This window comes from Maridesulfovibrio salexigens DSM 2638 (genome assembly GCF_000023445.1).
Taxonomy (GTDB): domain Bacteria; phylum Desulfobacterota; class Desulfovibrionia; order Desulfovibrionales; family Desulfovibrionaceae; genus Maridesulfovibrio; species Maridesulfovibrio salexigens.
Genome location: NC_012881.1, coordinates 1,896,732 through 1,920,259, shown reverse-complemented (window position 1 = coordinate 1,920,259; position 23,528 = coordinate 1,896,732). Strand labels below are relative to the sequence as shown.

At 46.9% G+C, this 23,528-nt stretch carries 23 protein-coding genes; 15 read left to right on the top strand and 8 right to left on the bottom strand.

The window, feature by feature from the left end; all coding sequences use genetic code 11:
- The first annotated feature begins 10 nt into the window (after positions 1 to 10).
- The 4 genes from DESAL_RS08790 (at position 11) to DESAL_RS08775 (ending at position 5,442) form a co-directional block, all read left to right on the top strand.
- Complete coding sequence (locus tag DESAL_RS08790; RefSeq protein WP_015851635.1) at positions 11 to 1,984, top strand: DUF6785 family protein; 1,974 nt, start codon at positions 11 to 13, stop codon at positions 1,982 to 1,984.
- 31 nt (positions 1,985 to 2,015) lie between these two features.
- Positions 2,016 to 3,977 carry a peptide transporter gene (locus DESAL_RS08785; RefSeq protein WP_015851634.1) on the top strand — a complete coding sequence of 654 codons (1,962 nt, stop codon included), beginning with the start codon at positions 2,016 to 2,018 and terminating at the stop codon, positions 3,975 to 3,977.
- A gap of 174 nt (positions 3,978 to 4,151) precedes the next feature.
- The gene (locus DESAL_RS08780; protein WP_015851633.1) at positions 4,152 to 5,048 is read left to right on the top strand and encodes a hypothetical protein; all 897 of its coding nucleotides are present in this window, start codon (positions 4,152 to 4,154) and stop codon (positions 5,046 to 5,048) included.
- On the top strand, positions 5,032 to 5,442 hold the full coding sequence (locus tag DESAL_RS08775; protein ID WP_015851632.1) for a PqqD family protein: 411 nt from the start codon (positions 5,032 to 5,034) through the stop codon (positions 5,440 to 5,442). Before DESAL_RS08780 ends, DESAL_RS08775 begins: the two co-directional genes overlap by 17 nt.
- A 31-nt stretch (positions 5,443 to 5,473) precedes the next feature.
- Here the strand turns inward: DESAL_RS08775 and DESAL_RS08770 are convergent, their stop codons facing one another.
- Together DESAL_RS08770 and DESAL_RS08765 are read right to left on the bottom strand one after the other, a co-directional pair.
- Positions 5,474 to 5,902, bottom strand: a complete 429-nt coding sequence (locus tag DESAL_RS08770) for a hypothetical protein (protein ID WP_015851631.1) — start codon at positions 5,900 to 5,902, stop codon at positions 5,474 to 5,476.
- A 98-nt stretch (positions 5,903 to 6,000) separates the two neighbouring features.
- Positions 6,001 to 6,933, bottom strand: a complete 933-nt coding sequence (locus DESAL_RS08765) for a MerR family transcriptional regulator (protein WP_015851630.1) — start codon at positions 6,931 to 6,933, stop codon at positions 6,001 to 6,003.
- A 415-nt stretch (positions 6,934 to 7,348) separates the two neighbouring features.
- On the opposite strand from DESAL_RS08765, the gene DESAL_RS08760 reads away from it, so the two are divergent.
- Positions 7,349 to 8,491 (top strand): cyclic di-GMP phosphodiesterase, encoded by a 1,143-nt coding sequence (locus DESAL_RS08760; RefSeq protein ID WP_015851629.1) that lies wholly within the window; start codon positions 7,349 to 7,351, stop codon positions 8,489 to 8,491.
- 9 nt (positions 8,492 to 8,500) lie between these two features.
- Here the strand turns inward: DESAL_RS08760 and DESAL_RS08755 are convergent, their stop codons facing one another.
- From DESAL_RS08755 to DESAL_RS08745, 3 genes are all read right to left on the bottom strand, one after another.
- Complete coding sequence (locus tag DESAL_RS08755) at positions 8,501 to 8,803, bottom strand: Hpt domain-containing protein (RefSeq protein ID WP_015851628.1); 303 nt, start codon at positions 8,801 to 8,803, stop codon at positions 8,501 to 8,503.
- 157 nt (positions 8,804 to 8,960) lie between these two features.
- Entirely contained in the window at positions 8,961 to 9,899 is a 939-nt protein-coding gene (locus DESAL_RS08750) for a Tim44 domain-containing protein (protein ID WP_015851627.1), read from the bottom strand.
- Positions 9,900 to 9,997: 98 nt separating this feature from the next.
- The gene (locus tag DESAL_RS08745; RefSeq protein ID WP_015851626.1) at positions 9,998 to 10,408 is read right to left on the bottom strand and encodes a response regulator; all 411 of its coding nucleotides are present in this window, start codon (positions 10,406 to 10,408) and stop codon (positions 9,998 to 10,000) included.
- A 158-nt stretch (positions 10,409 to 10,566) separates the two neighbouring features.
- Between DESAL_RS08745 and DESAL_RS08740 the strand changes: the two genes are divergently transcribed.
- The 3 genes from DESAL_RS08740 (at position 10,567) to DESAL_RS08730 (ending at position 12,681) form a co-directional block, all read left to right on the top strand.
- Positions 10,567 to 10,893: a hypothetical protein gene (locus DESAL_RS08740; protein WP_015851625.1), complete on the top strand. Its 327-nt coding sequence runs from the start codon at positions 10,567 to 10,569 to the stop codon at positions 10,891 to 10,893.
- Between the two features lie 4 nt (positions 10,894 to 10,897).
- On the top strand, positions 10,898 to 11,659 hold the full coding sequence (locus DESAL_RS08735) for an HD domain-containing protein (protein WP_015851624.1): 762 nt from the start codon (positions 10,898 to 10,900) through the stop codon (positions 11,657 to 11,659).
- Positions 11,660 to 11,769: 110 nt separating this feature from the next.
- Positions 11,770 to 12,681: an NAD(P)/FAD-dependent oxidoreductase gene (locus tag DESAL_RS08730; RefSeq protein WP_015851623.1), complete on the top strand. Its 912-nt coding sequence runs from the start codon at positions 11,770 to 11,772 to the stop codon at positions 12,679 to 12,681.
- A gap of 83 nt (positions 12,682 to 12,764) precedes the next feature.
- On the opposite strand, the gene DESAL_RS08725 is transcribed toward DESAL_RS08730, so the two are convergent.
- The 3 genes from DESAL_RS08725 to DESAL_RS08715 form a co-directional block, all read right to left on the bottom strand.
- The gene (locus DESAL_RS08725; RefSeq protein WP_015851622.1) at positions 12,765 to 13,442 is read right to left on the bottom strand and encodes an HAD family acid phosphatase; all 678 of its coding nucleotides are present in this window, start codon (positions 13,440 to 13,442) and stop codon (positions 12,765 to 12,767) included.
- 80 nt (positions 13,443 to 13,522) lie between these two features.
- Positions 13,523 to 14,650: a YibE/F family protein gene (locus DESAL_RS08720; protein WP_015851621.1), complete on the bottom strand. Its 1,128-nt coding sequence runs from the start codon at positions 14,648 to 14,650 to the stop codon at positions 13,523 to 13,525.
- A gap of 88 nt (positions 14,651 to 14,738) precedes the next feature.
- Positions 14,739 to 16,253 (bottom strand): alkaline phosphatase, encoded by a 1,515-nt coding sequence (locus DESAL_RS08715; protein ID WP_015851620.1) that lies wholly within the window; start codon positions 16,251 to 16,253, stop codon positions 14,739 to 14,741.
- A gap of 334 nt (positions 16,254 to 16,587) precedes the next feature.
- On the opposite strand from DESAL_RS08715, the gene DESAL_RS08710 reads away from it, so the two are divergent.
- From DESAL_RS08710 to DESAL_RS08680, 7 genes are read left to right on the top strand one after another with little or no spacing between them, the layout of a single operon-like run.
- On the top strand, positions 16,588 to 17,334 hold the full coding sequence (locus DESAL_RS08710) for a cytochrome c3 family protein (RefSeq protein WP_015851619.1): 747 nt from the start codon (positions 16,588 to 16,590) through the stop codon (positions 17,332 to 17,334).
- 13 nt (positions 17,335 to 17,347) lie between these two features.
- The gene (locus DESAL_RS08705; protein WP_015851618.1) at positions 17,348 to 18,508 is read left to right on the top strand and encodes a 4Fe-4S dicluster domain-containing protein; all 1,161 of its coding nucleotides are present in this window, start codon (positions 17,348 to 17,350) and stop codon (positions 18,506 to 18,508) included.
- Positions 18,505 to 19,485, top strand: a complete 981-nt coding sequence (locus DESAL_RS08700) for an RnfABCDGE type electron transport complex subunit D (RefSeq protein ID WP_015851617.1) — start codon at positions 18,505 to 18,507, stop codon at positions 19,483 to 19,485. Before DESAL_RS08705 ends, DESAL_RS08700 begins: the two co-directional genes overlap by 4 nt.
- Positions 19,482 to 20,069, top strand: a complete 588-nt coding sequence (gene rnfG / locus DESAL_RS08695; RefSeq protein ID WP_015851616.1) for an RnfABCDGE type electron transport complex subunit G — start codon at positions 19,482 to 19,484, stop codon at positions 20,067 to 20,069. The genes DESAL_RS08700 and rnfG overlap by 4 nt, the downstream gene beginning before the upstream one ends.
- 1 nt (position 20,070) lies before the next feature.
- A complete protein-coding gene (gene rsxE, locus DESAL_RS08690) occupies positions 20,071 to 20,736 on the top strand; it encodes an electron transport complex subunit RsxE (RefSeq protein WP_015851615.1) in 666 nt (221 codons plus the stop codon).
- Between the two features lie 12 nt (positions 20,737 to 20,748).
- Positions 20,749 to 21,324 carry an electron transport complex protein RnfA gene (locus DESAL_RS08685; RefSeq protein ID WP_015851614.1) on the top strand — a complete coding sequence of 192 codons (576 nt, stop codon included), beginning with the start codon at positions 20,749 to 20,751 and terminating at the stop codon, positions 21,322 to 21,324.
- Between the two features lie 2 nt (positions 21,325 to 21,326).
- A complete protein-coding gene (locus DESAL_RS08680) occupies positions 21,327 to 23,435 on the top strand; it encodes an FAD-dependent oxidoreductase (RefSeq protein ID WP_015851613.1) in 2,109 nt (702 codons plus the stop codon).
- Positions 23,436 to 23,528: the final 93 nt, after the last annotated feature.

The window sequence follows — 23,528 nt, the reverse complement described above, 5'->3', positions numbered from 1 at the left end:
GATTCCTCAGATGCATGGTAAAATAAGGAAAAGAGCGATTCTGCTGGGCACCTTCTTCGGGCTGCTCATTTGCGCTTTTACACCTTTTAACAACACCTACTTGAACGCGACCCCGCTGGCCGGTGGACATTTCCCGCTGGCGCCGTTTTTTATATTGGCATGGCTGACCGCAATCTGCGCACTGCATCGAAAGGTCCTGCGTTCACATCCGCTGCTGACGGGTCTTGATCTGATGACCATGTGGATTCTTATGGTCATTGTCTCCGGTATTTCATACACCGGACTGGCCAGAACCTTTTTCATCAACCTGACCGCACCTTTCCACTTTGCCACGATAGGCAACAAATGGAAGGAAGTGCTCCAGCCGCTGCTGCCGGAATCATTGCATCCCACCGATCCCAAAGCAGTGGAACAGCTATACAACGGCATCAAGGGCGGTCCATTCATGGACAACCTTGAGATATTCAACTCCATTCCTTGGGGGTCATGGATCACGCCACTCATGTGGTGGGGGGCTTTCATTCTACTCTGCTATTTCATGATGCTCTGTCTGACCAATATTTTCAGCAGGCAATGGGTGGAGAATGAACGTTTAAACTTCCCCCTTTTGCAGCTTCCACGCTTCATGGAAGAAGCCATGGATCAGGGATTGTACGGTTCATTTCTCGGAAACAAATTTTTCCTGATCGGACTGATCTTCTGCATTTGTCTTCATCTTATCAATGGACTGCATTTCTACATTCCATCAGTACCGGAAGTCCCGACCCTAATTCTGGCCGGTAAATATTTTGCTAAAACCGGACTGTTCTCAGGTTTCCACAAGCTGAAAATCTACTTTTATCCTGCATTTGTAGGATTTGCCTTTCTAGCTTCAAGGCAGATTTCTTTCAGCTTCTGGTTCTTTTTTCTGCTTGGAGGATTGTTTTATGGAATCCTGAGTGCATCAGGCCTGAACATTCCCGCCTCCGCACTGGGAGTGACCTTCGGCCCGACCCTGACACGACCGGAAGAGACCCAGATGATCGGGGCCTACCTTGTCTTTTTCGTTTTCATCATCTGGCTGGCTCGCCAGCACCTTAAACAAGTCATCAAGGAAGCCTTCGGAGCAGATTCCACTCGCGGTGAAGCAGAATGGATGTCCCTGCGTTTCTCCTTCTGGGGACTTGCAGTTTCCGGCCTGCTGCTCACTGCATGGTGCGTATATTTCGGTATTCCGCTGCTGGTGGCTGTGGTGGTGTTATTGGCATTCTTCGTCTTCACGCTGGTTGCATCCAAGGCAATCTGCCAAGGGGGTATCGCTTACTTCACCCTCACCGCAGCACCGATTGACTGTGTAACCACAATTTTCGGTTCCAAGTTCTTCGGCTCCGTGGGAATCGCCATTACTGCCATGTGCCAAAAGATACTTTTCGTTGACCTCAGGGAATCGCTTATGCCCTCACTGGTGCATGGTTCCAAGATCAATGAATGGATTAGAAATAAACGTCTTTTCCTGCTCGGCATAACCATTATCCTGCTGCTGGGTGTAATCGTATCTTTCGGGGCTATGCTCATGGTCTGCTACAAGTACGGCATCCGAGAATTGCAGCTGGACTGGGCAACCCGCACATCCATGAACGTCTACGACAACGTGGTCCGCATTATTCAGGAGCCGGCAGCAACTTCACACTGGGTAACCACCTTCGCTACTGTGGGCGCAATGGTTATGTTTGTTCTGATACTGGCTTACAACAGGCTCCCTTGGTGGCCGCTGCATCCCATCGGATACCTGACCGCCTACAGCTCAGCCATGAAAATTCTCTGGTTCAGTTTTTTTCTCGGATGGATTTGCAACCAACTGACCCTTCGCTACGGCGGAGTCGGATTATTCAAGCGAGTCCGCTATCTCTTCTTCGGCCTGATTATGGGGGATTTCCTCATGGGCGGGGCATGGGCACTTTACGGACTCTACGCAGGACAGAGTTATCAGGTACTTCCCGGCTAAATCCAGTTAACAAGCATAATGAGACATACACATGCATAATGATAAAGAGCTACAAGAATATCGGGACCTATTAAAAACCCCGACCCATTTTGAAGAGGGCTTTGACTGGAAAACCATTGTCGGTGCCATCTTTATCGGCTTCCTGATGATGCCGGGTAGTATGTACCTGCAATTAGTCATCGGTCAGGGCATCGGCCCTGCTGCCCGCTGGGTAACCATCATTCTTTTCGCTGAAATTGCAAAACGTTCCTATACCGAACTGAAACAACAGGAAATTTTCCTGCTCTACTACATGGCCGGAGCTGCATTGGCATCGCCATTCTCAGGTCTGCTATGGCAACAATATCTGGTGCAATCAGACGCAGCGCGCATGCTGGGGCTGACAGAATTCATCCCGACGTGGATTGCCCCGCAACCGGGATCTGATTCACTAATTGAGCGAACCTTCTTCCACAGAGACTGGCTCATACCTATTTTGCTGCTGGTAGGTGCACAGATAGTCCAACGAATTGACCATTTCGGATTGGGATACGCCCTTTACCGCATCACTTCCGATGTGGAAAAACTGCCCTTTCCAATGGCTCCTGTAGGTGCTCTGGGTACCATGGCTTTGGCTGAATCGACCGAAGAAAAAAAGGCCAGCTGGAAATGGCGGGTATTCTCTGTGGGCGGAGTCATCGGGCTGGCATTCGGTACAATTTATGTTCTTCTGCCAGCTGTTTCGGGACTACTATTTACTGAGCCGATCAGGATTATTCCCATCCCGTGGGTCGAGCTTACGCCCTACACGGAAAAAATACTTCCAGCCGTTGCCACCGGTATCCAGTTTGACCTCGGTCTGTTCTTCATCGGTATGGTTCTGCCTTTCTGGGCTGTTATCGGTGGTTTGATCGGTATCATTATTACTTTTGTTGCGAACCCGGTTCTCTATGAACACGGCATCCTGCACCGCTGGCATCCAGGTATGGAGACAGTTGAAACAGTCTTTGCCAACAACTTCGATTTTTATATGAGTTTCTCCATCGGTCTCGGTCTGGCTATCGGTCTGATCGGTATCTGGTATGTGGTCAAATCCTTCCGGGGAGAACATGCCAAACACCGCGAATCGTGGAGTAAACTTTTCGAACCGCCGGAAGGACGCGGGGATATCAACTTCTGGGTATCAATAGCCATCTATGTATTCTCCACACTTGCCTACGTTGGCATGAGTTTACTGCTGGTACCCAATTTCCCTTGGATTTTCTTCCTGCTTTACGGTTTTATCTACACCCCGGTAATCTCGTACATCACAGCACGAATGGAAGGTATTGCCGGACAGTTTGTCAGCCTGCCACTAGTACGAGAAGCAAGCTTCATTGCCGGAGCAAAATTCTTCGGCTATCAGGGCATTGAAATCTGGTACGCACCTATTCCAATCCATAACTACGGAGAAGCAACTGTCCATTTCCGCGAAATTGAACTGACCGGAACATCCATCCGGGGAATCATCAAAGCTGAGCTTGTGGTCTTTCCGGTGGTCATGATTGCCAGCCTGCTCTTTTCGCAATTCATCTGGCAACTTGCACCCATTCCATCTTCTAACTACCCTTATGCACAGGAACTCTGGCACTTGCAGGCCCTTAACACCCTGCTCATGCAGACCTCCACACTTGAAGGTAACTCCCTGTTTTTTCAAGCCCTGAGCGGACCGGTTGTTATGGGCGGGATCAGTCTGGGACTTGTGCTATATGCCATACTTAATTCACTAGGATTACCCGTCCTGCTGGTATATGGTGTTGTCAGAGGACTTGGCCAAAGTACCCCCCACGGTTTTATTCTGGAAGTTGCCGGAGCTTTAATCGGACGCTACTTCTTTCAGAAAAAATACGGAGCCATGTGGCGCCAGTATGCCCCGGTTCTGCTGGCAGGATTCTCCTGCGGTATGGGTTTGACGGGTATGTTTGCCATGGGTTGTACTCTTATCCTGAAATCACTGGGAAAAATGGCTTACTAATAAGATCGGACTCTTTGTTTAAAACAATTCTGAAAAAGAATTAAAACTTTGCGGATGATTGGAAAATGTTTTAGGTAACCTTGCTTCGGCTTGATTATCCGCATTGTATTTGCATCAATATGATTTTTGACTTTCCAGACAGTAAGGTGGAAAGTTTTCCATAAGGAATAGATAATGGATTTTAAGAATATAGCTTGGGACGGTATCAGCTTTGAGATTCCGTCCAACTTCGAGGTCAGCGGGATTGATAAAAAGTTCCTGCAACTCGACAATGGAGAATATCCTTGTATCGAACTCCGCTGGTACGATGCCGGCAGGACATATAAGGAAAAAACGTATTTCAGACAGCTTGCCAAAAAAATTGAGTCGGCTTCGGGGCTCAAAATAGAGTCCACAGTCCTGCCCTCTTCTTGGAAAGGACCGCTGAAAAAATACAATACAACCGGCTTTTACTGGCAGTCTGATCTCGCGACAGGTCGTGGGGTTATGTTCTACTGTAAAAACGCTGCCAAAGTCATGCTGGTGCAATTCATCGGCCAATGCGACGATCAAATTGATGATGCCGCAGTGAAGCTCTTTAACAGCCTCAAGTTCCATGACTCGGATTCTGAACGACTCTGGCAGATTTACGATATGAAAGCAGCGATTCCCGGCTCAATGGATCTCGAATCCTTTGAATTCAAGCCCGGTAGATTCAATATTACTCTAACTGACCAGACAGAGACCATAGAACTTTTCCGTTTCAGCCCTGCTGATGTGATCCTCAAGGACACCACTCTGGGAGATTTTTCCCGAGAACTATTCAAAGATGATATTAAATCTTTAGGACTTTCAATAGCAGAGCTTGAATACGACAAGGGAGCCACCTGTATGTTCGGTCAGGAAAAGAGCCCTTCTACTACCAAGCTTGCGCTGGCTAAATTAAATTCAAAACGCCGTCCGTACGGGCAGATTGAAATCCGCTATACGCAGGAAAGCAACCGAATTATGGCTGTAATGGTTAAATCCCGCCAGCATATACCTGAAGACAGAGCGAAAAACATTTTCAGGAATTATGAAATTATTCAGTAAGAAAAAACAAGTTGTTCCCGAAATGACCAGGGGCGAAGCTATGGCCTGCAAGCCCCTGAAGAACCGGGATATTACTGAAACGCGCATGGATAATGGATTGGTAATGCTATCCTATCCACTGCGTCTGAAACCACTTTTCGCTGACGTGGCAAAAAGATTCGGAATGTGGAAAGACGGACATGCGCCCATTAAAAAATTGGAACTTGATGAGATGGGAACTTTGGTCTGGGATATGATTGACGGGAGAAACAGTGTCCGCAAAATAGCCGCAGCCTTTGCGCAAAAATATCAGGTTCTACCCCGCGAAGCAGAAGTTGCAACAGCTTCATTTCTAAGAGATTTAGGGAAGCGGGGTCTAGTAGCTTTCAGTAACGAAAGCAACGGGACGAAATAGTTCCGCCCCAAAAAACAAACAGATAGATTTTTTAACTGCAAGTCAGTTTGATATATTCCTCAAAACTGACGCCATTCCAGACTTTGCTCACCCAATAGGCGGAAGCCCAGATCATCAATGCAGTGGAATGCACGTCTGAAAGGCGTTTCAACTTGGCCTCAAGATTAGGCCAACTCACACCGTGATTGTTGTGTACACTCTCTGTTTCACAAGCTTCTTCAACCTGCAAAAAAAGATACGCTCCCTTGCATTGGTTGGGCAGAATTTTCACTCCCTGATAAGCTTCCAGAACTGTTTTCAATTCAGCGACATTTAGCTCTTGAGCAACTGCACGCATGGACTTAAAAAACATATCCACTGCCCAAGGCAAAATGAATTCCGCCCCGGCACTCTTTGTTTTAAAATAGTTCTTAAGCCACTGCTCATGGTCATGTGTGATTCTAGCTGCAACCTGCGGCATCTTATCCTCCTAAGAATACTCCTCTACTGATAACACTCACTTAATAACTATATTAAACAAATATATCAAGACTTTTTCTAGAAAATCACCAAAACATTCTAGCGATCAAAACTCTCTCTTATTTGCCTGAAAAGACTGAACAAAAGAGCACCAGGAACAGCTTTGCCGTTGATTTCCATACTATCGATGCGCACCACAGTATTCTTATTAGGTGTTACATTTTCTTCGGTTACAAGCACAATTTTTTTCTGCGCAGACTGCACTTCACTCGCATCAATAACAAGGATCCACTGCCCGCCTTTTTCCTGCCATTCAAGATCAACACTCATGTGCGAGTTAACACTATTCTCAAGAAGCTTAACAAAATCTTCCAAGGAAAAATGTTTCCGCCCCTTTCCGGACACGCCGAGATACTCTCCATCGGAATTACGAATAACCAAAGGACGCTCCAAATAATCAGAAGAAGGAAATGAAGAATCATCCGGCCCGGAGTCCCCCGCCCGCAACAGCCTGAATAACTCAGCGCGATCACGTTTCAAACGACCAATCTCCATAGCCATATCCAGAATTCTCTCATTTGTTTCGGCAGAAAGTTTGCGTTTTTCTGTACGAAGAACGGATACTTCTTCGCGCAAATCGCGTAATTCAGCCTGAAATAGAGCTTGATTGGAGAGTAGGTCTGAAACCTTACCAAGCACTGACGACAACCCCTTAATTACGGTTTCCATATCCGAACTGGACTCAAGCCCCGCCCCACTGATCAACTGTTGATCATTTTTTATGTTTTCTATCAATACACCGAATTTTAAACTTAATTCATTTTCAATTTGTTCAGTTGACCAATTCATTCCATACATCTCACGTATCCTCCTAAAGATTTCAACGACCTCTACAGAGTACTTTTGCCTGCGCCCTTCGCCACCTACTGAAGGCAGAAATTTCGAGTATTTATCTTTATAATAGACTACGGTTGACGGAGGAATGCCCAACCTCCTGCCGACCTCTCTTAAACTCAAATACTGATTTGACATACCCTTTGCTCATGTGTTGTTCATTATTAGCGTTAAACAGACAATAAACCTTATAATTAAACCAGTCAACTATAAATTGAACAATTGTTTGTTCATAAAACAAACGCTTTTGATCAATTGAACAATTAAACATTCAAACAACTCCTCACATAGACAAACGGAATTTAGTGATTAAATTATTGTATAGATGGGAAGAATCTCGACGGAGGGTATGTGGAAATAGAATCTAAACAAAATATGCGAATTGAGTCGCCTTGCTGAAAAAAGATTATAGTGCGTAATGTGACGGAGTAACATCCCACAGCCACGTAGCGTGGCATGCGCACTTTTCTCTTGCCCTGCCTAACACTTCAGGTGTATTTAAAGTTAAGGAGAAACGGGAGTTTTTACAGCCCGAAATATTAAGCACCACAAGATGTTAGAAAAAATCAAGACCACAAACCTTCAAGAAGGCATGTTTGTCGTTTGTTCTGCCAATGGCTACTCCAGCCTGCCTGCGGAACTTTCCAACCATGCAGTTTCCTCAAAAGCAGACATCTCCGCCATCCTGCAGCTAAACATTAATGAAGTCTTGATTGACTCTGAAAAAAGTTCAGTTATCAATTCATTTCCCCAGACAACATACTCCGAAGAAATCCTATTTGCCCGCGAGGCATACAACAACGCTCTGGGGTACATTCAGAGAATTTTCGAAACAGTGGAACAGGAAGGCACACTCGAAATTTCAGAATACAAAAAAGGCGTAAGTCCGCTGATTGATTCTATTGACAGAAACAATAGCGCCGCCGCCAGCCTTACCGTATTGGCACGAGCGGACAAATACCTCTACACCCACAGCCTGAACACTGCGATCCTCAGTGCAATACTTGGACGTTATATCGGACTTTCACGCGAAGCGGTCGAAGAACTTTCAATCACTGCGATGCTGATGAATATCGGCCAGCTTTGGCTGCCGAAAGAACTGATGACTAAAAAAGGTAAGTTATCCAAGGATGAATTCCAGAAAATTAAATTTCACCCGTTAAAAGGATGTGAATACCTTTCCGAACAAAACTCGCCACAAACCATAATCAACTCCATAAAAGCACATCACGAGAAATATGATGGATCAGGATACCCTCAAGGGTTGTCCGGCAACGACATTCCCCAGTATGCACGCATCATCTCCATTTGCGACTCATATGATGCACTAACATCAGACCGCCCATACCGGGAAGCCATGACGCCGAATTCGGCAATTAAGCACCTCTATTCCATGGCAAATACGGCATTTCATCCCAGATATCTGGAAAGCTTCATAAAATGTGTGGGAATTTATCCTGTAGGCTGCTTTGTAAAACTATCCGACGGACGTTACGGTGTGGTAGTAACCAACACCCCGAAAGCTCCGCTTCTGCCTCAAGTCAAGGTTGTATTCAGTAGTCGATTCAGGGCTATTCATCCAGAATTTATAGACTTATCTAAAATGACCAATAATGCTAATGGTGAGAATCTCGAAATTATTGAATGCATTCACCCGAAAACATTCAAGCTGGAACTGGATAGATTTCTTTGGTAACCGCCACAGCTACACAAATGTAACTTCAACACGATCAACATAATCCTTAAGCATTTCCAACTCAGCCTGAACTTTTTTATGCCTGTTTTGTGCTGCGCTGCTTTCAATTCTTCTACCTATATCGCCAAGATGCACAAAACCATAATTCAAAGCCGAGCCTTTGATATTATGGCCTATACGTGCTGCAACAGACATATCCCCTAGCACCAATGCCTGCTCCAAATCCTTGATCTCTTTATGGGTTATATCCATAAACCCCGGGATAAGAACCTGTAAATCTTTATCTATTCTCTCAACAATTTTTAATCCCATACAGCCCCTACCCGCATACTTAGTTCCACTACAAACAATTCCTACAAAATTATTAAATAAAAAAGGGTACCGCTTTTTCAGCGATACCCTTACTATTATCAACTAGATCAACCGTAGGCAAAAACTAATTACCAAAACGACTGATTATTTCAGTTAATTATTCTTCCAGCTGCTGAATACCATCCAGTTTCCACATCCCATCGGAGCCTACAGGCTTAACAAAATGCCAAACCTCACGCACCTGCGAAGGTTGAGACTGAGACGAATCTTCGCGCAGAAGAACATCATAATAGACTGTGACATGATTAACGCCACCCTCTTCCTTAACTTCCAACAGCCTTGCGTTGACCATGAGAACATCAGTCTGAGACGGACCGGGATCTTCTTTGGCCTGCTGCTTGATTTCATTTACCACACCTGCGGTAGCAAACTGCTCAATGTCCGCCATATCACGGCTATCCCATGATTTCTGAAGACGGGTGTATACAGCTTTTGCACCATCAAGGAATTCCTCTTCGTCAAACCCGGCAGGAATATTTACAGTAGGACCGCTCTGCTGTGCAGCAGACCCAGCAGCCGGCTGAGAAGAAGGCTTAGAAGAAAGATGATCCCACGCATTCTGCGCTGTCTGCTCCCTACGGGCATACGGATCAGCATTAGTATTGTTCTGGTTGGGCTGGGAGTAATCCGGACCACGCTGATAATTACCCTGCCTATACATATCATCAGTCCCACGACTGCGAGACTTGAAAAATTTAAATCCGAGATAAACAAGCAGACCGATGATCAGGAGGTTGAAGAAACCGCCTCCCATTCCACCGAATCCGCCAAGCATGGAGCCGAGAAAAGTACCGGCCAGCAGACCGCCGAGGAGTCCCATACCGGGACGCGCAATACCGCCCTGCTGTTTGTTAGTACCGCTTGCCTGCTTCTGAGAAGTAGCTGTTGATGTCGGTTTATCGTAAGTTTTTGAAAAAGATGGCTTGCTGCCGAAGGATTTTCCCCCGCCCATTCTTTTCGCGTCAGCATCACCGGCCATAAAAGCCAGCAGACAGACAACGGTAAGAGGAAGAACCAAATACCCGAGTAGTTTCATCTAATACCTCATTTACTTAGGTTATAAAAAAAGACCGCGACCGAAGCCGCAGTCCTTTAGATAATTACGCTAACGCCACCTGTCCAGCAATATCGGAATCATTCCATACTTTTTTTCAGAAATCCGAGCTCAACCATTGCCTCACGTATCTTTTCCACATCAAGAGGCTTCGTAAGATAAATAGAAGCTCCACCTTTATAGTATGCTTCAATCACATTGGAAGGGTCACTAAGGGCGCTGGTCATCATAACCTTGGTTTCAAGATTATGCGGAATTCCATGTTCTTTTTCTATCTCACGGATCTCTTTCAGGGCATCCTGCCCATCCATTTCCGGCATCATGATATCCAGACAGATCAGGTCATAACGATTACCGGACTCCAAAGCATCAGTAAAAGCCTGAACCGCTTCGGCACCATCTTCAACAGCGTCACATTGGCCGTAGCTCGTCATAACATGCGTAAGATACTTCCTGCTCGCAAGCTCATCTTCGACAATTAAAATCCTCATATCGTCTCCTCATCCCATTCTAGACTTCAATAGCATTCAATTTAAACACACTGGAATTATATATGCAATTATATACACAAAATTATCAGTTACGGTTTATGTTGCGCAGAGTTGAAATGAGGGGTAATTATTCACAAAAAAAATAACAGGAAGTATTCATGATCGAAACCATATCATCCATATTTTCATTTATATCAGGAAAATACGAAGCCAATCCCCACTGGGACCACTGGCCATTCGGCCCGGGCTACGGGGACTTCTGGGCTTCCATTACTAAAATGCTCTTTGTCGCCGCAATACTCGGTGTGATTATAATTTTCCTGCGTGTTCTTTTCGGTCCCAACGGTAAGTTCAGAGACCCGGACCTCGACCGTGAAGCTGCTGAAATGCGTGAAAAAGCCTTGGCTCAGCTTGAAGAAGACCTGAAGTCAGGAAAAATCTCTGAGATTGACTATAAATTCAAGAAAAAAAGAATCATGCTGTAAGCAAATGACTCATTTAAAAACAGTTTTCAGCCAATTCGTCAGTCCGTTCCTTCTGAATGCAAACGAAAAGGAACGGCCTGACATTCAGCTGAAAATAGACCATTCATTTGATGTTTTCGAAAACAGCCTAAATATCTGTAAATCCCTTTCACTTCCGGCGGAACTGACTGAAACGGCCCAGATAGCGGCTCTCTACCACGACACTGGAAGATTTCCGCAATATAGCAAATACAGAACATTCAAAGATTCAGAGTCCTGCAACCACGGAACTCTGGGTGCCAGAACTGTTTTAAAATACAAGCTGTTGAACGGACTGCCCAATAAACAGCGCAACACAATTCTCGGCGCCATTGCCCTTCATAACCGTAGTACACTGCCCTCTTACATCTCCGATGAACTCAGAATTTGCACGGAAATAGTCCGTGACTCAGATAAAATTGATATCATCAAAGTATTGATTCCACACCTGACCAATCAGGAGTCAAAAAATGAAGTTCCGCTCATGGGACTGAAAGAAAAACCGGACGAAATAACACCTGCTGTGCTCCAAGCCGTAAAAGAAGGCCGTCAAGGAGCATATCAGGCTATGCAGTGCTTGAATGATTTCCGCCTGCTTCTGCTCAGCTGGGCCTATGATCTTAATTTTGAATGGTCTCGCAAGGAAATGATCAAGCGCGGATATGTTGAGACACTCATGAGCCAGCTCCCTGACACAGATCAAATACATGCACTTCGTAATCCGATAATAGAACAGCTTAACTCTTGATCGATTTTATGGAATAATGAAATTCAAGATCTCTTGTCATTCTTAAATTCAAACTTACCTTTTCAGTTAGACTTTATAAAACACAACAACTTACCACGGACAGCTAGAATATGACCGAAACCAATTACGACATTATCATTCTGGGAGCAGGCCCTGCGGGACTGCAGGCTGCCATTCATTCAGCAAGAAAGGGACTCAAAGTACTTATCCTTGGTAAAAACGACAAGAGCAGCCTCTGGTGGGCACACATTGAAAACTTCTGCTGCACACTGGAAATTTCCGGCGAGCAGATTCTTAGAACAGGACAACAGCAGGCCGAAAGCTTCGGTGCTGTTTTCTTCAACGAAGACGTATTGAAAATCAAAACCCCGGACCTGATGGACCTCAGCGGCGGCGGTTTTACCGTGACCACTGAGACCAAAGAGTTCAAAACCAAAGCGATCATCATCTGCACCGGAACCACCAGAAACAAACTCGGAGTTCCCGGCGAAAAAGATCTTTTCGGAAAGGGTGTGAGTTATTGCGTTGAATGCGACGGCAACTTTTTTCGCGGAGAAGAAGTTGCTATTGTCGGCGGAGAAAGTGCCGCTGCGGGCGGAGCACTCCACCTCTCACACCTTGCTTCTAAGGTACATCTTGTTTCAAAGGAATTTAACTTCGCTCCGGAACTTATGGATAAACTCAAAGCCGCAAACATCATCATTCACGAAGGCGCTGAAGTTGAAGAAATTACCGGAGAAAGCGGTGTTGACGGTCTGGTGCTCAAGGACGGCAGCAAACTTGATGTAACGGGCGTATTCATTGAACTGGGGGCTAAGGGAGTTATGTCCCTCGCCGCTGAGCTTGGTATCCAGCTTGATGAATCCATGAAGTTCATTGAAACGGATAAGCAGATGCGCACCAATGTTCCCGGCATTTTCGCAGCCGGAGACATCTGCGGTCCGCCGCTCCAGATGGCAAAAGCTGTTGGAGAAGGATGTGTGGCAGGTTTAAGCGCCGCAAAGTACGTCCGTAAAGCTTAAATTTAATTTGATGCGCTACGTGCTTTTTTGGAAATCCCTAAAAAATAAAACCGGGCTGACCTTAAGGTCAGCCCGGTTTTATTTTAACGCTCTGAATAAATATAGTTAGGATATAGAACCACCTTTCCGGCAAACTCACCTGAAACATCTTCAGGCAACGCTCCTATGGTCGCGATGATATTATAACCTGCCCCCTGTAGTCCCTTACGAACTTCCTCACAATAATTTAAGCCTTTCGGATAATTAGACGGCAGCATGAACAATTTCTGCCAGCCGGAGAATCCGGCCTTGGACAAATTCTCCATTAAAGGAACCCGGAATCCTTCTGCCCTGTAAGAAACCAGAAAGACCGGAATATTCCTTTGCAATAAGAATTCAAACAGAACAACCGAAGGTTTAACCGCCGGGAGAGAGCTTAGAATAACATGGGACTCTAAATCAGTAATGGCAGCAAAATTATCTGAGAAGCCCTGCTTCCTGCGCGCCTTATAAGTGGACAACAAAACATCCTCCACAACCATCACTACAGCAGGATACTTAACTTGCTCCTGAATAGCCTTAACCGCAACATCAGCAACAGACTCCGCCTTGTGCGAAACATCTTCCTTATACTTACCACTTTCGTGATAAGCGATAATACGTTCCCGTACATCAGGTAGTGAAACCATCTCCGCAGGAGCCTTGGCTATAGGCTTTTTCGAAGCAACACACCCACTGACGCAGACAAGCACCAAAAAACAATAAATCAACCGCAACTTCAAATTGTTTCCCTCCAGCAAAAGATCCGGTTTCAGGGAAATTAACACAAGGAAGTCACTGCCGACAAGTATGTCATATTGAACTATTTGTTTTTCCTAATGAAAACAAACGCTCCGGCAACAGCGGTAAATGGAGCAACCGTTACCAACCCGAAACTGCCGACCAGAGTCTTTAAGATTTCTGCGGAAACATACACAAAGTTGAAGGTATTAATCAGCGGAACTCCCTGAGCCATAAAAGCCATAAGCAATGTTATAAATCCGCCGGAATAGGCCAGTAACAAAGTAGTGGTCATGGTTCCAACAACTGCCCTGCCGACCCTGATTCCGGAAGCAAGAGCCTGCATATGACTGATCTGCGGATTGGCACGCACAACTTCATCCATACTGGCAGCAACATCCATTGCAAGGTCCATGACCGCCCCGGAACAGGCCAGAAAAACCGCTGCAATATAGATACGTGTTAAATCAAGGTGACCAAAACCGGAGTAAAGCAAGGTCTCTGCAAACGGCATTACCGCTCCGTGTAAATGCAACTCCCCGGTAAAATATATTGCCAGCAGACAGCTGGTGAAAACGCCAAGAAATGACCCCAGAAAGGCAACAACTCCCTTACGGTTCAGTCCGGCAACCATAAAAATGATAACCGCACATAGTCCTGCGACTACTCCCAGAGTAATCCAGACTGGATCAACACCTTCGAGCAAAGCCGGGACAAGCAGCTTCCAGAGCACCAATGCAGTGAACATGAATGAGAATAAAGCCTTGGCCCCGGTCCAGCCCCCGAAGACAAGCAACAAAAAGGAAAAAAGCAGCAGCATGGTCAGCTCAAGATCAATGCGGTAATGATCCTGCGGCACGGCATACATCGGCTTTCCCTTAACATCATAGGTAACAACAGCGAGGGCTTCGTCACCGGGGACAAAAAATTTATCCTTATCCATCTGACCGAGGAGCTCGTTGGTTCCGGTGAAGACCTGTCCCTTAAATCGACCATCAAGAACCTTCATGGTCACTATTTGCGGACCTGTTTTAACCATTCCGAACTGATCAATATCCGAATTGTCGACGGAAACAACTTCCGCACGACAGCGCTCAGCATTTTCCGCCACTCGATGCTCAAACTCAGTGGGGATAAAATAAAGGATTGCTGTAAGCAAAGCGAAGACAGCGACAAGAACGAACTCTCTATTTTTTAATAATGCGGACATATTCTCAAGGGTTGAAATTTATCAGATATGCTAAAGGCGGAGTGCCAAAAGACACTCCGCCCGAAACAGCTAAAGTACGGCAAATCTGCTAGTTGGAAGCAAACTCGGCGTTGTTGATTGCGGCATGAACTTTAGGAGTCATGCCCATTACAGCCATGATTTTGTAAGCGATATCAACGTTATCGTAATAACCGTTAAAAGAAGAGGAACCTACGCCCATAGCGGAAGTGGCTACGGGAACACCGGTATGTTTGTAGGATGTCCAACCGAGACCGGCGTTGTTATTCAGAACATGAGTAATGGTCACGGTCAGGGGATCATACCCGCCATACAGGTTGTACAATTCGGGATTCTTGAACTCGGTCTCGTCCTTCATGGTACGAGCATAAGCATCCTTGAGCATGGCAAGCTGGTAATCCTTTACAACAAGAGGATTCTTCTTGGCATCACCTTCAAACTCGAGACCGAAGAAATGGGTAATGGTAGGTTGAAAATCTTCGAAACTGGCATTGCCTTTGTGTTCTTCCTTCCAGAGTGGAACAACCTGATCAGAGAACTGCTGGAAAGATATGGTCTGGGGCTTAAGGGCATCATAGTAGGAACCGTATTTAGTACCTGCAAATCCCAGGGTCAGACCACCACACTCGTGGTCACCGGTTACAACAATAAGAGTATCTTTGGGGTGTTTTTTAGCGAACTCAACAGCCTTGGCAATGGAGTTGTCAAAAGCAATGGTATTCTGAATGAAAGCTGCGGCATCGTTAGCGTGGCAGGCCCAGTCAATCTTACCGCCTTCAACCATAAGGAAGAAACCTTCGGGGCTATCGAGCATTTCAATTGCCTTGGCGGTAAACTCAGGGAGAGTAATGTCCTGAGGGCGCATGTCCATCGCATAAGGCAGAGCCTTGGAATCCTGAAGCCATGCATTCCAGGAAATAACTTTGCCGTCAGCAGGCTTGAGAGCCATGAACTCTTCTTTGTCGGTTACCACTTTATATCCTGCTTTCTTGATCAGATCGAGGGCGTTACCTTTGTAATTCTTGGAATTTTTCTTCTTGTTGGTAACGTCTTTGAGTCCCCCACCGCCAAAGAAATCAAAATCACTTTCAGAGAGAGCAACATCAATATCGTAGTACTGTCCACGAGTGGGAACATGTGCGTAAAATGCAGCAGGGGTTGCATGGTCAATGGATACGCTGGAAACAATACCTACTTTCTTGCCGTCAGCTTTAGCCATTTCTGCGATGGACTTAACATGCTTCTGATTAGGAGCCATGCCGAGCATACCGATGTTGGTTTTCTGTCCGCTGGCAATGGAGGTCGCGGAAGCTGCGGAACCGGTAATAAACCTGTCAGCAGCGTAAGTGGTGGTCATTCCCTGCGCGGGGAAGGTGTTCATAAGGAGCTGTTCGCCGGTGAATGCTTCGGTAGCACCCTTCTGGGGCAGGCCCATGCCATCACCAATGAAGAGGAAGACATACTTGGCCGGTTTGCCTTTGTATACGCGGACCTTCTTATCCTTAGCGTATGCAGGTGATGCAACCATAAATACTGCACAAACCATAAGTGCCATCAATAATCTGAATTTGTTGGAAAATCTCATCACTTTCTCCTGATAATTTATTTATTTTGAAATGGGGCTCACGTACCCATTTCACTAGCGATTCTTATCAGTCGAATGTGTCCTTTCTGTCACAGGCATAAGTATTTTATGAAAACCAAAACATAAGAATATCAGCATGCAAAGATTAGAACTGAATTATTTTTTAACATCATTAATTAACCAAAAGCTTATTTTCTATTGATACATATGCTACAATACAAATTAGTGACAATATGAATCACTTAACACGTACAGGTTTTAAAGCTGGACAATTCCATCCGCCTTAAGTATACAATAGACAGTTAATATTGTTTAACAAATCAAGGATTACCCGGTGCGTAATAAATTTATCCCCATCTCTATTATACTTATTGTTCTCTTCGGACTGGCTGTTGCCGGTTATGTATCACCTGAGAAAAAAGAAAAAATACCGGTCCGCGTTCTATTCAAAAACAGCGGCGGTAAAGTTATTTTCAACCACATCCGCCATCACCGGGATTACGAAATACCGTGTGAGAAATGCCACCACGAACGTAAAACCAGCGATGATGAACCGCTTCCCTGTGGCTCCTGCCACCCGGAATCCTTTGATAAGGACTACGTGCGTGAGCATATCCGTTCATTCCCCGACACCAGCTATTGCGTACAATGCCACCATGCGGAGCTTGGCAAACTTAATTTTGATCATGCAGCCCATGAAGAATATGCGGACGAAGACTGTCAAGCCTGCCACCACGGTAACGATATCGAAAAAGAACCCCAGAAGTGCGGCAACTGCCACACCAACTCGGGAACCTCGGAAATTCCCAGTGTGCGGGACGCCGCCCATGACCGATGCATAGACTGCCACGATGAAATGTTCGAGGCAGGGCTGAAAGGATGCACTCCATGCCATAAAATGCAGAACATGAAAGATTACTCGGGTGACTTCACTGCCTGTGGGCAATGCCATCAGGAGAATGACAAGGATCTCGTGCTAAACCGTACCAATGCTTTCCATGACCAGTGCATGGATTGCCACAAAAAACTGCAACGCGGCCCTTACAAAGAAAGTGACTGCTCTAAATGTCATTTAAAATAAAGGAAGACTGGACATGAATCCTCTATTTTCACTAACTCCATCTGAACGCGGCCCCATAGTCAATACATGGGAGCAGGACCTAGGCGGCCCGTTTGAAATATGCCTTGAAATCACCGGACTTGAACCACTTGTTCAAAATAATGAAAAAGTGGCAAAAGCCCAGCCCGTAGCTGCTGACAGAAACGGTATTAAGCCGACAATCCATAGCTCCATATCCGGCACAGTAACTGACGTAAAAAAAGACTTCATCACCATAAGGGAAGAAGGCACCCGCGTTGCCGAGCCCGTTGACTTTCCCGGAACAGGAACCCGTGAAATGCTCAACGCTTTGCGAGAAAACGGAATCAATGTCCGCGGCCTGAAAAAAGACTGCACCTTGATAATCAACGCCATGCCCCATGAAGTCGGGATGGACGGACACCGCTATCTGATTGAAGAATTTACCGATGTCATGGTTACGGGGCTTAATTACCTTAAAAAAGCTATTTCCCCCAAGGCCTGCGCTTTGGCCTGCCCCACCGGAATGGATTGGACTATTCCCGGCTGCACCGGATACGAGATTGATCCGGTTTATCCCAACAGCCTGCCGGAACTGATCACCAAAGCCATTACCGGGAAAGAGATGCCTTCCGAAGTCTGCGTAATTGATGCCACTACTCTTTACCGCATCGGAAGGACAATTCATGGCCGCCAGCCTGTAACCTTAGTCATAGTCAAAGTAGGCTCCACCCCCTTTCTTACTCCGGTAGGCACACCTGTAGGAATTCTGCTCAAACTTGCTGATTTCAGACCCGGAGAACATGACCGGGTTATATTGGGCGGACCTTTAACAGGAGAGGCCGTCTACAGCCTTAAACACGGGGTATCTCCTGAGACACAGGCCATAACTATACTCAAAGCAAACAAGGAGCCCACGGTAAAAGACAATCCATGCGTGGGCTGCGGGGAATGCGTTATCAACTGTCCGGCACGACTGGAGCCGAATATGATTTCGCGTCACTCGGAATTCGGTCTTTATGAAAATACGTTAACTTACAATATCGCCTCCTGCATTGAATGCGGACTTTGCGGGTACTGGTGCAGGGCCCAGAGACCTCTACTGCAATACATCCGTCTGGCTAAGAAAGAACTGGCAGCCAAGCCGATACTTGAAGATTTGAGGGAGAAACAATGAAGCCATTAAACGGGTCCCCCGTATTAACCGTCTCCATCCCTCCCCACGCCCACTGCGGAAGGACATTCAAGCAGGATGCATTCGAAACAATCATCGCTTTGCTTCCGGCTGCGGCATTTGCAATCTGGCATTATCAAATGCTGGCAGTCCGGGTACTGGCTCTTTCATGCTTCGCAGCAGTAATAACTGAAACCATCTGCCTGTATTTCATGAAACGGGAAATTGAAGCTGACAACTACACAGCCTTGCTTTACGGACTGATGTTCGGCTTTTTGATCCCCCCGGCAGCACCGTGGTGGCTGGTTGTAGCAGGCAGCTTCATATCAGTTTTCATGGGCCGCATGATTTTCGGAGGACTTGGAACCAACCCGCTTTGCGTACCGCTGGTAGGCTGGGCAGTTCTTGCTGTTTCATGGCCGGAACTTATGGATTTCGATATGACCATGCTAGCTTCAGAATTGACCTATCCATTGAGCCAGTTGAAAAACTTCGGCCCGGAAACGCTGGATGAATATTCGATCAAGTCCCTGCTGCTCGGCTTCCAGCTTGGAGGCACCGGGGCAGCTCAAGCCGGAGCAGTTATGCTGGGCGGAATTTATCTGCTGGTCCGCAGAATTGTAAGGCCGGACATTCCGCTGGCCTTCATAGCCGGGGTTGCAGCAACAGCAGCAATTTTCTTTTTCATTGAGCCCCTTGAGTACGCTTCTCCGGAATACCATCTGATCTGCGGCTCTACCCTTTTCGGAGCATTCTTTCTGGCAACAGACGGACCCTCTTCACCAGCAGGCCATATCCCCATGCTCGTCTACGGATTCATCGGAGGAGCACTGGTTGTTATCATCCGGGTCTACGGTATTTATCCAGACGGCGTGCCTTTTGCCATTCTACTGGCCAACCTGATGACTCCACTGATTGATAAACTCAAACCCGGACCATTCGGAGGAATAACCAACATCCACTTGCGGAGGCGGTCATGAAAGAAGGAATAAAGATGATCGCAGTGCTGACCATCATCTGCGGGATGTTCAGCGTTACCCTCGCCACGTTGAAACAAGCCACTGAAGGCCGCATTGAAGAACAGGTGCTGACCTATGTACAGGGCCCGGCGATCAGTGAAGTGCTCAGCGGATATGACAATTCCCCGGTAAAGGATCGTAAGAAATTCAATATTCCGGGAATGGAAAACAAGGTTACTGTTTTCCCTGCCATAAAAGACGGAAAGCTTCTCGGTGTTGCCATTGAGACTTTTGCCAAAGGTTACGGCGGAGACGTAGGAGTTATGGTAGGATTCAACCTTACGGATAATAATCTTTCAGGCATCGGCATCACGACCATGAAAGAAACCCCCGGAGTTGGATCAAAAGTAGCCGGACACGGATTCACCAGCCAGTTCAAGGGCCACACCACAGCAGTTGAGCTCACTTCCAAAGGTGGAAATATCGAAGGTATTTCCGGAGCTACAATCTCCTCAACAGCATCAGTTGAAGCTGTAAAACAGGCTGTTTCCATTTTCCAGAAGATCAAACCACAGATTACTCAAGCTTGGTCAAAGGGGTCATAAGATGAGCAGATTATGGAAAGAATTTTCAAAAGGACTCTGGAAGGACCTGCCCCCATTCAAAGTAGTACTCGGCCTCTGTCCGGTACTGGCGGTGACCAAAACCGCGGATAACGGTTTCGGCATGGGCATGGCGGTTATATTCGTGCTGACCATGTCCAACATCCTTGTCTCCATCTTCCGTAAGATAATCCCACCCAAGGTACGTATCGCCTGCTTCATCGTTATCGCAGCCTCGCTGGTTGTATCGGTGGAATTGCTCATGCAGGCCTTTGCGTATCCTCTCTACCAGCAGCTGGGCATCTTTGTCCCGCTTATTGTAGTCAACTGTATCATCCTTGGGCGGGCTGAAGCATTTGCTTCCAAAAACCCGGTTCTGCTTTCCGCTGCGGACGGTCTGGGCATGGGGATCGGCTTCACCATATCCCTAACCTTGCTCGGAGGACTGCGAGAACTCTTCGGCTACGGCACCATCTTCGACAACCAGATCATGCCGGAAAATTTCAAACCGTTTTCATTCATGGTCGAGGCCCCGGGTGCTTTTGTCTGCCTTGGACTTATGCTCGCGGCCATGAACATATTCACCAGCTGGCAGGCCAGAAGAAAAGGACAGGCAGTACTGGATAATCCCGGACATGACTGCAAAACCTGCGGCATTTGCAGCCGATAAAGGAAACAGAATATGAAAGAATATTTCCTGCTCTTTATATCGGCCATATTCGTTAACAACATTGTCCTTGCGCAATACTTGGGTAACTGCCCGTTCATTGGGACTTCCAAGAAAATTTCCGTCGCTATGGGCATGGGCGGCGCAGTGGTCTTCGTTGCCACTATGGCAGCAGCCATTACGTGGGCGGTGCAGGAATACCTGCTCGATCCGCTTGGTTTGGCATATCTTCAGACCCTGACCTTCATCCTCGTCATCGCATCGCTGGTTCAATTTGTGGAAATGTTCCTGAAAAAAGCAATACCGCCACTTTACAAGTCTCTTGGTATCTTCCTGCCGCTCATTACAACCAACTGTGCGGTAATGGGTATTGCCATCATCTGCCAGCGGGAAGAATTTACTTTTATCAAAACCGTGGCTTTTTCCTTTGCATCCGGTCTGGGCTTCATGCTTGCCTTGATCGTACTTTCTTCCATCAGAGAACGGATTGAAGTTTCAAGGACACCCAAATCCATGAAAGGAACGCCTATCGCGCTGGTCATGGCAGGTTTAATGTCTCTTGCTTTTTTTGCATTTAAAGGGATGATTTAATTATGATTATTAATTCACTTCTCGTACTCATGGGACTGGGCTTTACTGCCGCAACAATTCTTGCTGTGGCTTCCAAAATCCTGCACGTCAAAGAAGACCCGCGCATTGCGCAGGTTGAGGACGTTTTACCCGGAGTAAACTGCGGTGGCTGCGGCTATGCGGGATGCAACGGTGCGGCCAATGCAGTTGTGGAAGGGAAATCAGGAGCCAATGTCTGTGTTATCGGCGGCATTGAAACAGCCAAGGCTGTCGGCGCGGTCATGGGACTGGAAGTGCTGGATATGGAACCGGAACTAGCTTTCCGCGACTGTACCGGCGGGGAGCGTGCTGAAGAACTTTTCAATTATGAAGGAGCAAACAACTGCCGCGCACAGGCCCTGCTCTATGACGGCTCCAAAACCTGTCCGGAAGGCTGTCTCGGTCTAGGAACCTGTGAAGCGGTATGCCCATTCGATGCCATCCATATGGGACCGGAAGGATTGCCTGTAGTTGATCCGCTGGCATGCCGTGCCTGCCGTAAATGCGTGGAAGCCTGCCCGCGCGGAGTACTTTCCATTGTTTCCATGAGCGCAAAGCTGCTGCATCTGGAAGAGGTCAACGACTGCCTAGCCCCCTGCCATCAAAGATGTCCTGCTAACATCAATATTCCCCGCTATATAGAAGCCGCCGGCAAAGGCGATTACGCCGGGGCGGTTAATATTATCCGTGAGCGCAACCCTCTGCTGCTGGTTTGCGGCAGAGTCTGTCCGCGACCTTGTGAAACTGTCTGCCGCCGCACTCATGTGGATCAACCGGTAGGCATCAACATGATCAAACGTTTTGTGGCCGACTGGGAAATGAACAACAACCTTCGCCTGCCCATCCCCTGCGCCAAAGATACCGGACACAAGGTCGCAATCATCGGTGGCGGACCGGCAGGACTTTCCTGCGCTAACTACCTGCGCCGTCTGGGACACAGCCCGACAATCATCGAAGCCATGCCTGAACTCGGCGGACAACTGCGTTACGGTATCCCGGAATACAGGCTGCCTAAAAAGGACCTTGCATGGGAAATTCAAGGCATACTCGACCTCGGTATAGATGTACGAACTGAACAAAAGTTTGGCGTAGACTTCACTATTGAGGATCTCACGGAAGAAGGATTCGAAGCCTTTTTTATGGGTATTGGCGCATGGGCCAGCGGAACCCTGCGCATTGACGGTGAAGAAGCGCAAGGCGTGATTTCCGGCACGGAATTTCTCACAGCTATAGGACTAGGCCAGACACCGAATATCGGCAAGAAAGTAATTGTAGTCGGTGGTGGAAACACAGCCATTGATGCAGCCAGAACATGCATACGCTTTGGATGTGAAGTAACCCTGCTCTATCGGCGCACCCGCAATGAAATGCCCGCTAACGTGGAAGAAATAGTTGGCGCGGAAGATGAAGGCGTAAAATATGTATTTCTTTCAGCACCAACCAAGGTCATGATTGATGACAAGGGCAAGGCCACGCATCTGGAATGCATAAGAATGGAACTGGGTGAACCGGACGAATCAGGACGCCGCCGTCCTGTGCCTGTAGAAGGAACTGAAGAACGTTATCCTGTGGACACTATCATCTCTGCCATCGGACAAAAGCCCCAGCTTTCCTGCTTCTACACTGGCGGCGAAGAGCAGTGTAATATCGATTTCACCCGCTGGCGGACCATTGATGCAAATCCGGAAACTTTGCAGACCTCAGTCCCTATGGTCTTTGCTGGCGGTGATGCCGTTTCAGGGCCTGATCTGGTCATATCGGCAGTTGGAGCCGGAAGACACGCAGCCCGTTCAATTCATTATCTGCTCACCACTGGAGAAATTCCTGTAGCAGACAACACTATGCGTAACCTGATTCCGTATACTCTTTTTAAAGACGTGGATGGCTGCAAGAATAAAGTACGAACCGAAATGCCCCACAACTGCACAGGCGAAGACCGGACATCTACATTCAAGGAAATTGAAGGCTGTCTCACTGAAGAGGAACTACGCTACGAAACTTCTCGTTGCCTGCGCTGTGGCCTGATCTGTTACGACCGGGATGTCCCGCTGGAAAAAGTATTCACCAACCGGGTCGGGGAAAAAGTAGAATAAAAAAACTGATAGCTTCAAAAATACAGCCAGATAAAAACTACGAGCATCCGCCATGTTTTGGTCGGTAAATTTAACTTATTTCAAAAACTAGGA

Excerpts from the sequence above, each read along its gene's own strand:
- DESAL_RS08740 (WP_015851625.1), top strand. The coding sequence starts at position 10,567 with ATGATCGAAACCATATCATCCATATTTTCATTTATATCAGGAAAATAC.
- DESAL_RS08755 (WP_015851628.1), bottom strand. The coding sequence starts at position 8,803 with ATGGGATTAAAAATTGTTGAGAGAATAGATAAAGATTTACAGGTTCTT.
- DESAL_RS08700 (WP_015851617.1), top strand. The coding sequence starts at position 18,505 with ATGAAGCCATTAAACGGGTCCCCCGTATTAACCGTCTCCATCCCTCCC.
- rnfG (WP_015851616.1), top strand. The coding sequence starts at position 19,482 with ATGAAAGAAGGAATAAAGATGATCGCAGTGCTGACCATCATCTGCGGG.
- DESAL_RS08745 (WP_015851626.1), bottom strand. The coding sequence starts at position 10,408 with ATGAGGATTTTAATTGTCGAAGATGAGCTTGCGAGCAGGAAGTATCTT.
- DESAL_RS08760 (WP_015851629.1), top strand. The coding sequence starts at position 7,349 with ATGTTAGAAAAAATCAAGACCACAAACCTTCAAGAAGGCATGTTTGTC.
- DESAL_RS08720 (WP_015851621.1), bottom strand. The coding sequence starts at position 14,650 with ATGTCCGCATTATTAAAAAATAGAGAGTTCGTTCTTGTCGCTGTCTTC.
- DESAL_RS08785 (WP_015851634.1), top strand. The coding sequence starts at position 2,016 with ATGCATAATGATAAAGAGCTACAAGAATATCGGGACCTATTAAAAACC.
- DESAL_RS08735 (WP_015851624.1), top strand. The coding sequence starts at position 10,898 with ATGACTCATTTAAAAACAGTTTTCAGCCAATTCGTCAGTCCGTTCCTT.
- DESAL_RS08685 (WP_015851614.1), top strand. The coding sequence starts at position 20,749 with ATGAAAGAATATTTCCTGCTCTTTATATCGGCCATATTCGTTAACAAC.
- DESAL_RS08730 (WP_015851623.1), top strand. The coding sequence starts at position 11,770 with ATGACCGAAACCAATTACGACATTATCATTCTGGGAGCAGGCCCTGCG.
- DESAL_RS08775 (WP_015851632.1), top strand. The coding sequence starts at position 5,032 with ATGAAATTATTCAGTAAGAAAAAACAAGTTGTTCCCGAAATGACCAGG.
- DESAL_RS08705 (WP_015851618.1), top strand. The coding sequence starts at position 17,348 with ATGAATCCTCTATTTTCACTAACTCCATCTGAACGCGGCCCCATAGTC.
- DESAL_RS08770 (WP_015851631.1), bottom strand. The coding sequence starts at position 5,902 with ATGCCGCAGGTTGCAGCTAGAATCACACATGACCATGAGCAGTGGCTT.
- DESAL_RS08780 (WP_015851633.1), top strand. The coding sequence starts at position 4,152 with ATGGATTTTAAGAATATAGCTTGGGACGGTATCAGCTTTGAGATTCCG.
- DESAL_RS08715 (WP_015851620.1), bottom strand. The coding sequence starts at position 16,253 with ATGAGATTTTCCAACAAATTCAGATTATTGATGGCACTTATGGTTTGT.
- DESAL_RS08765 (WP_015851630.1), bottom strand. The coding sequence starts at position 6,933 with ATGTCAAATCAGTATTTGAGTTTAAGAGAGGTCGGCAGGAGGTTGGGC.
- DESAL_RS08790 (WP_015851635.1), top strand. The coding sequence starts at position 11 with ATGCATGGTAAAATAAGGAAAAGAGCGATTCTGCTGGGCACCTTCTTC.
- rsxE (WP_015851615.1), top strand. The coding sequence starts at position 20,071 with ATGAGCAGATTATGGAAAGAATTTTCAAAAGGACTCTGGAAGGACCTG.
- DESAL_RS08750 (WP_015851627.1), bottom strand. The coding sequence starts at position 9,899 with ATGAAACTACTCGGGTATTTGGTTCTTCCTCTTACCGTTGTCTGTCTG.
- DESAL_RS08680 (WP_015851613.1), top strand. The coding sequence starts at position 21,327 with ATGATTATTAATTCACTTCTCGTACTCATGGGACTGGGCTTTACTGCC.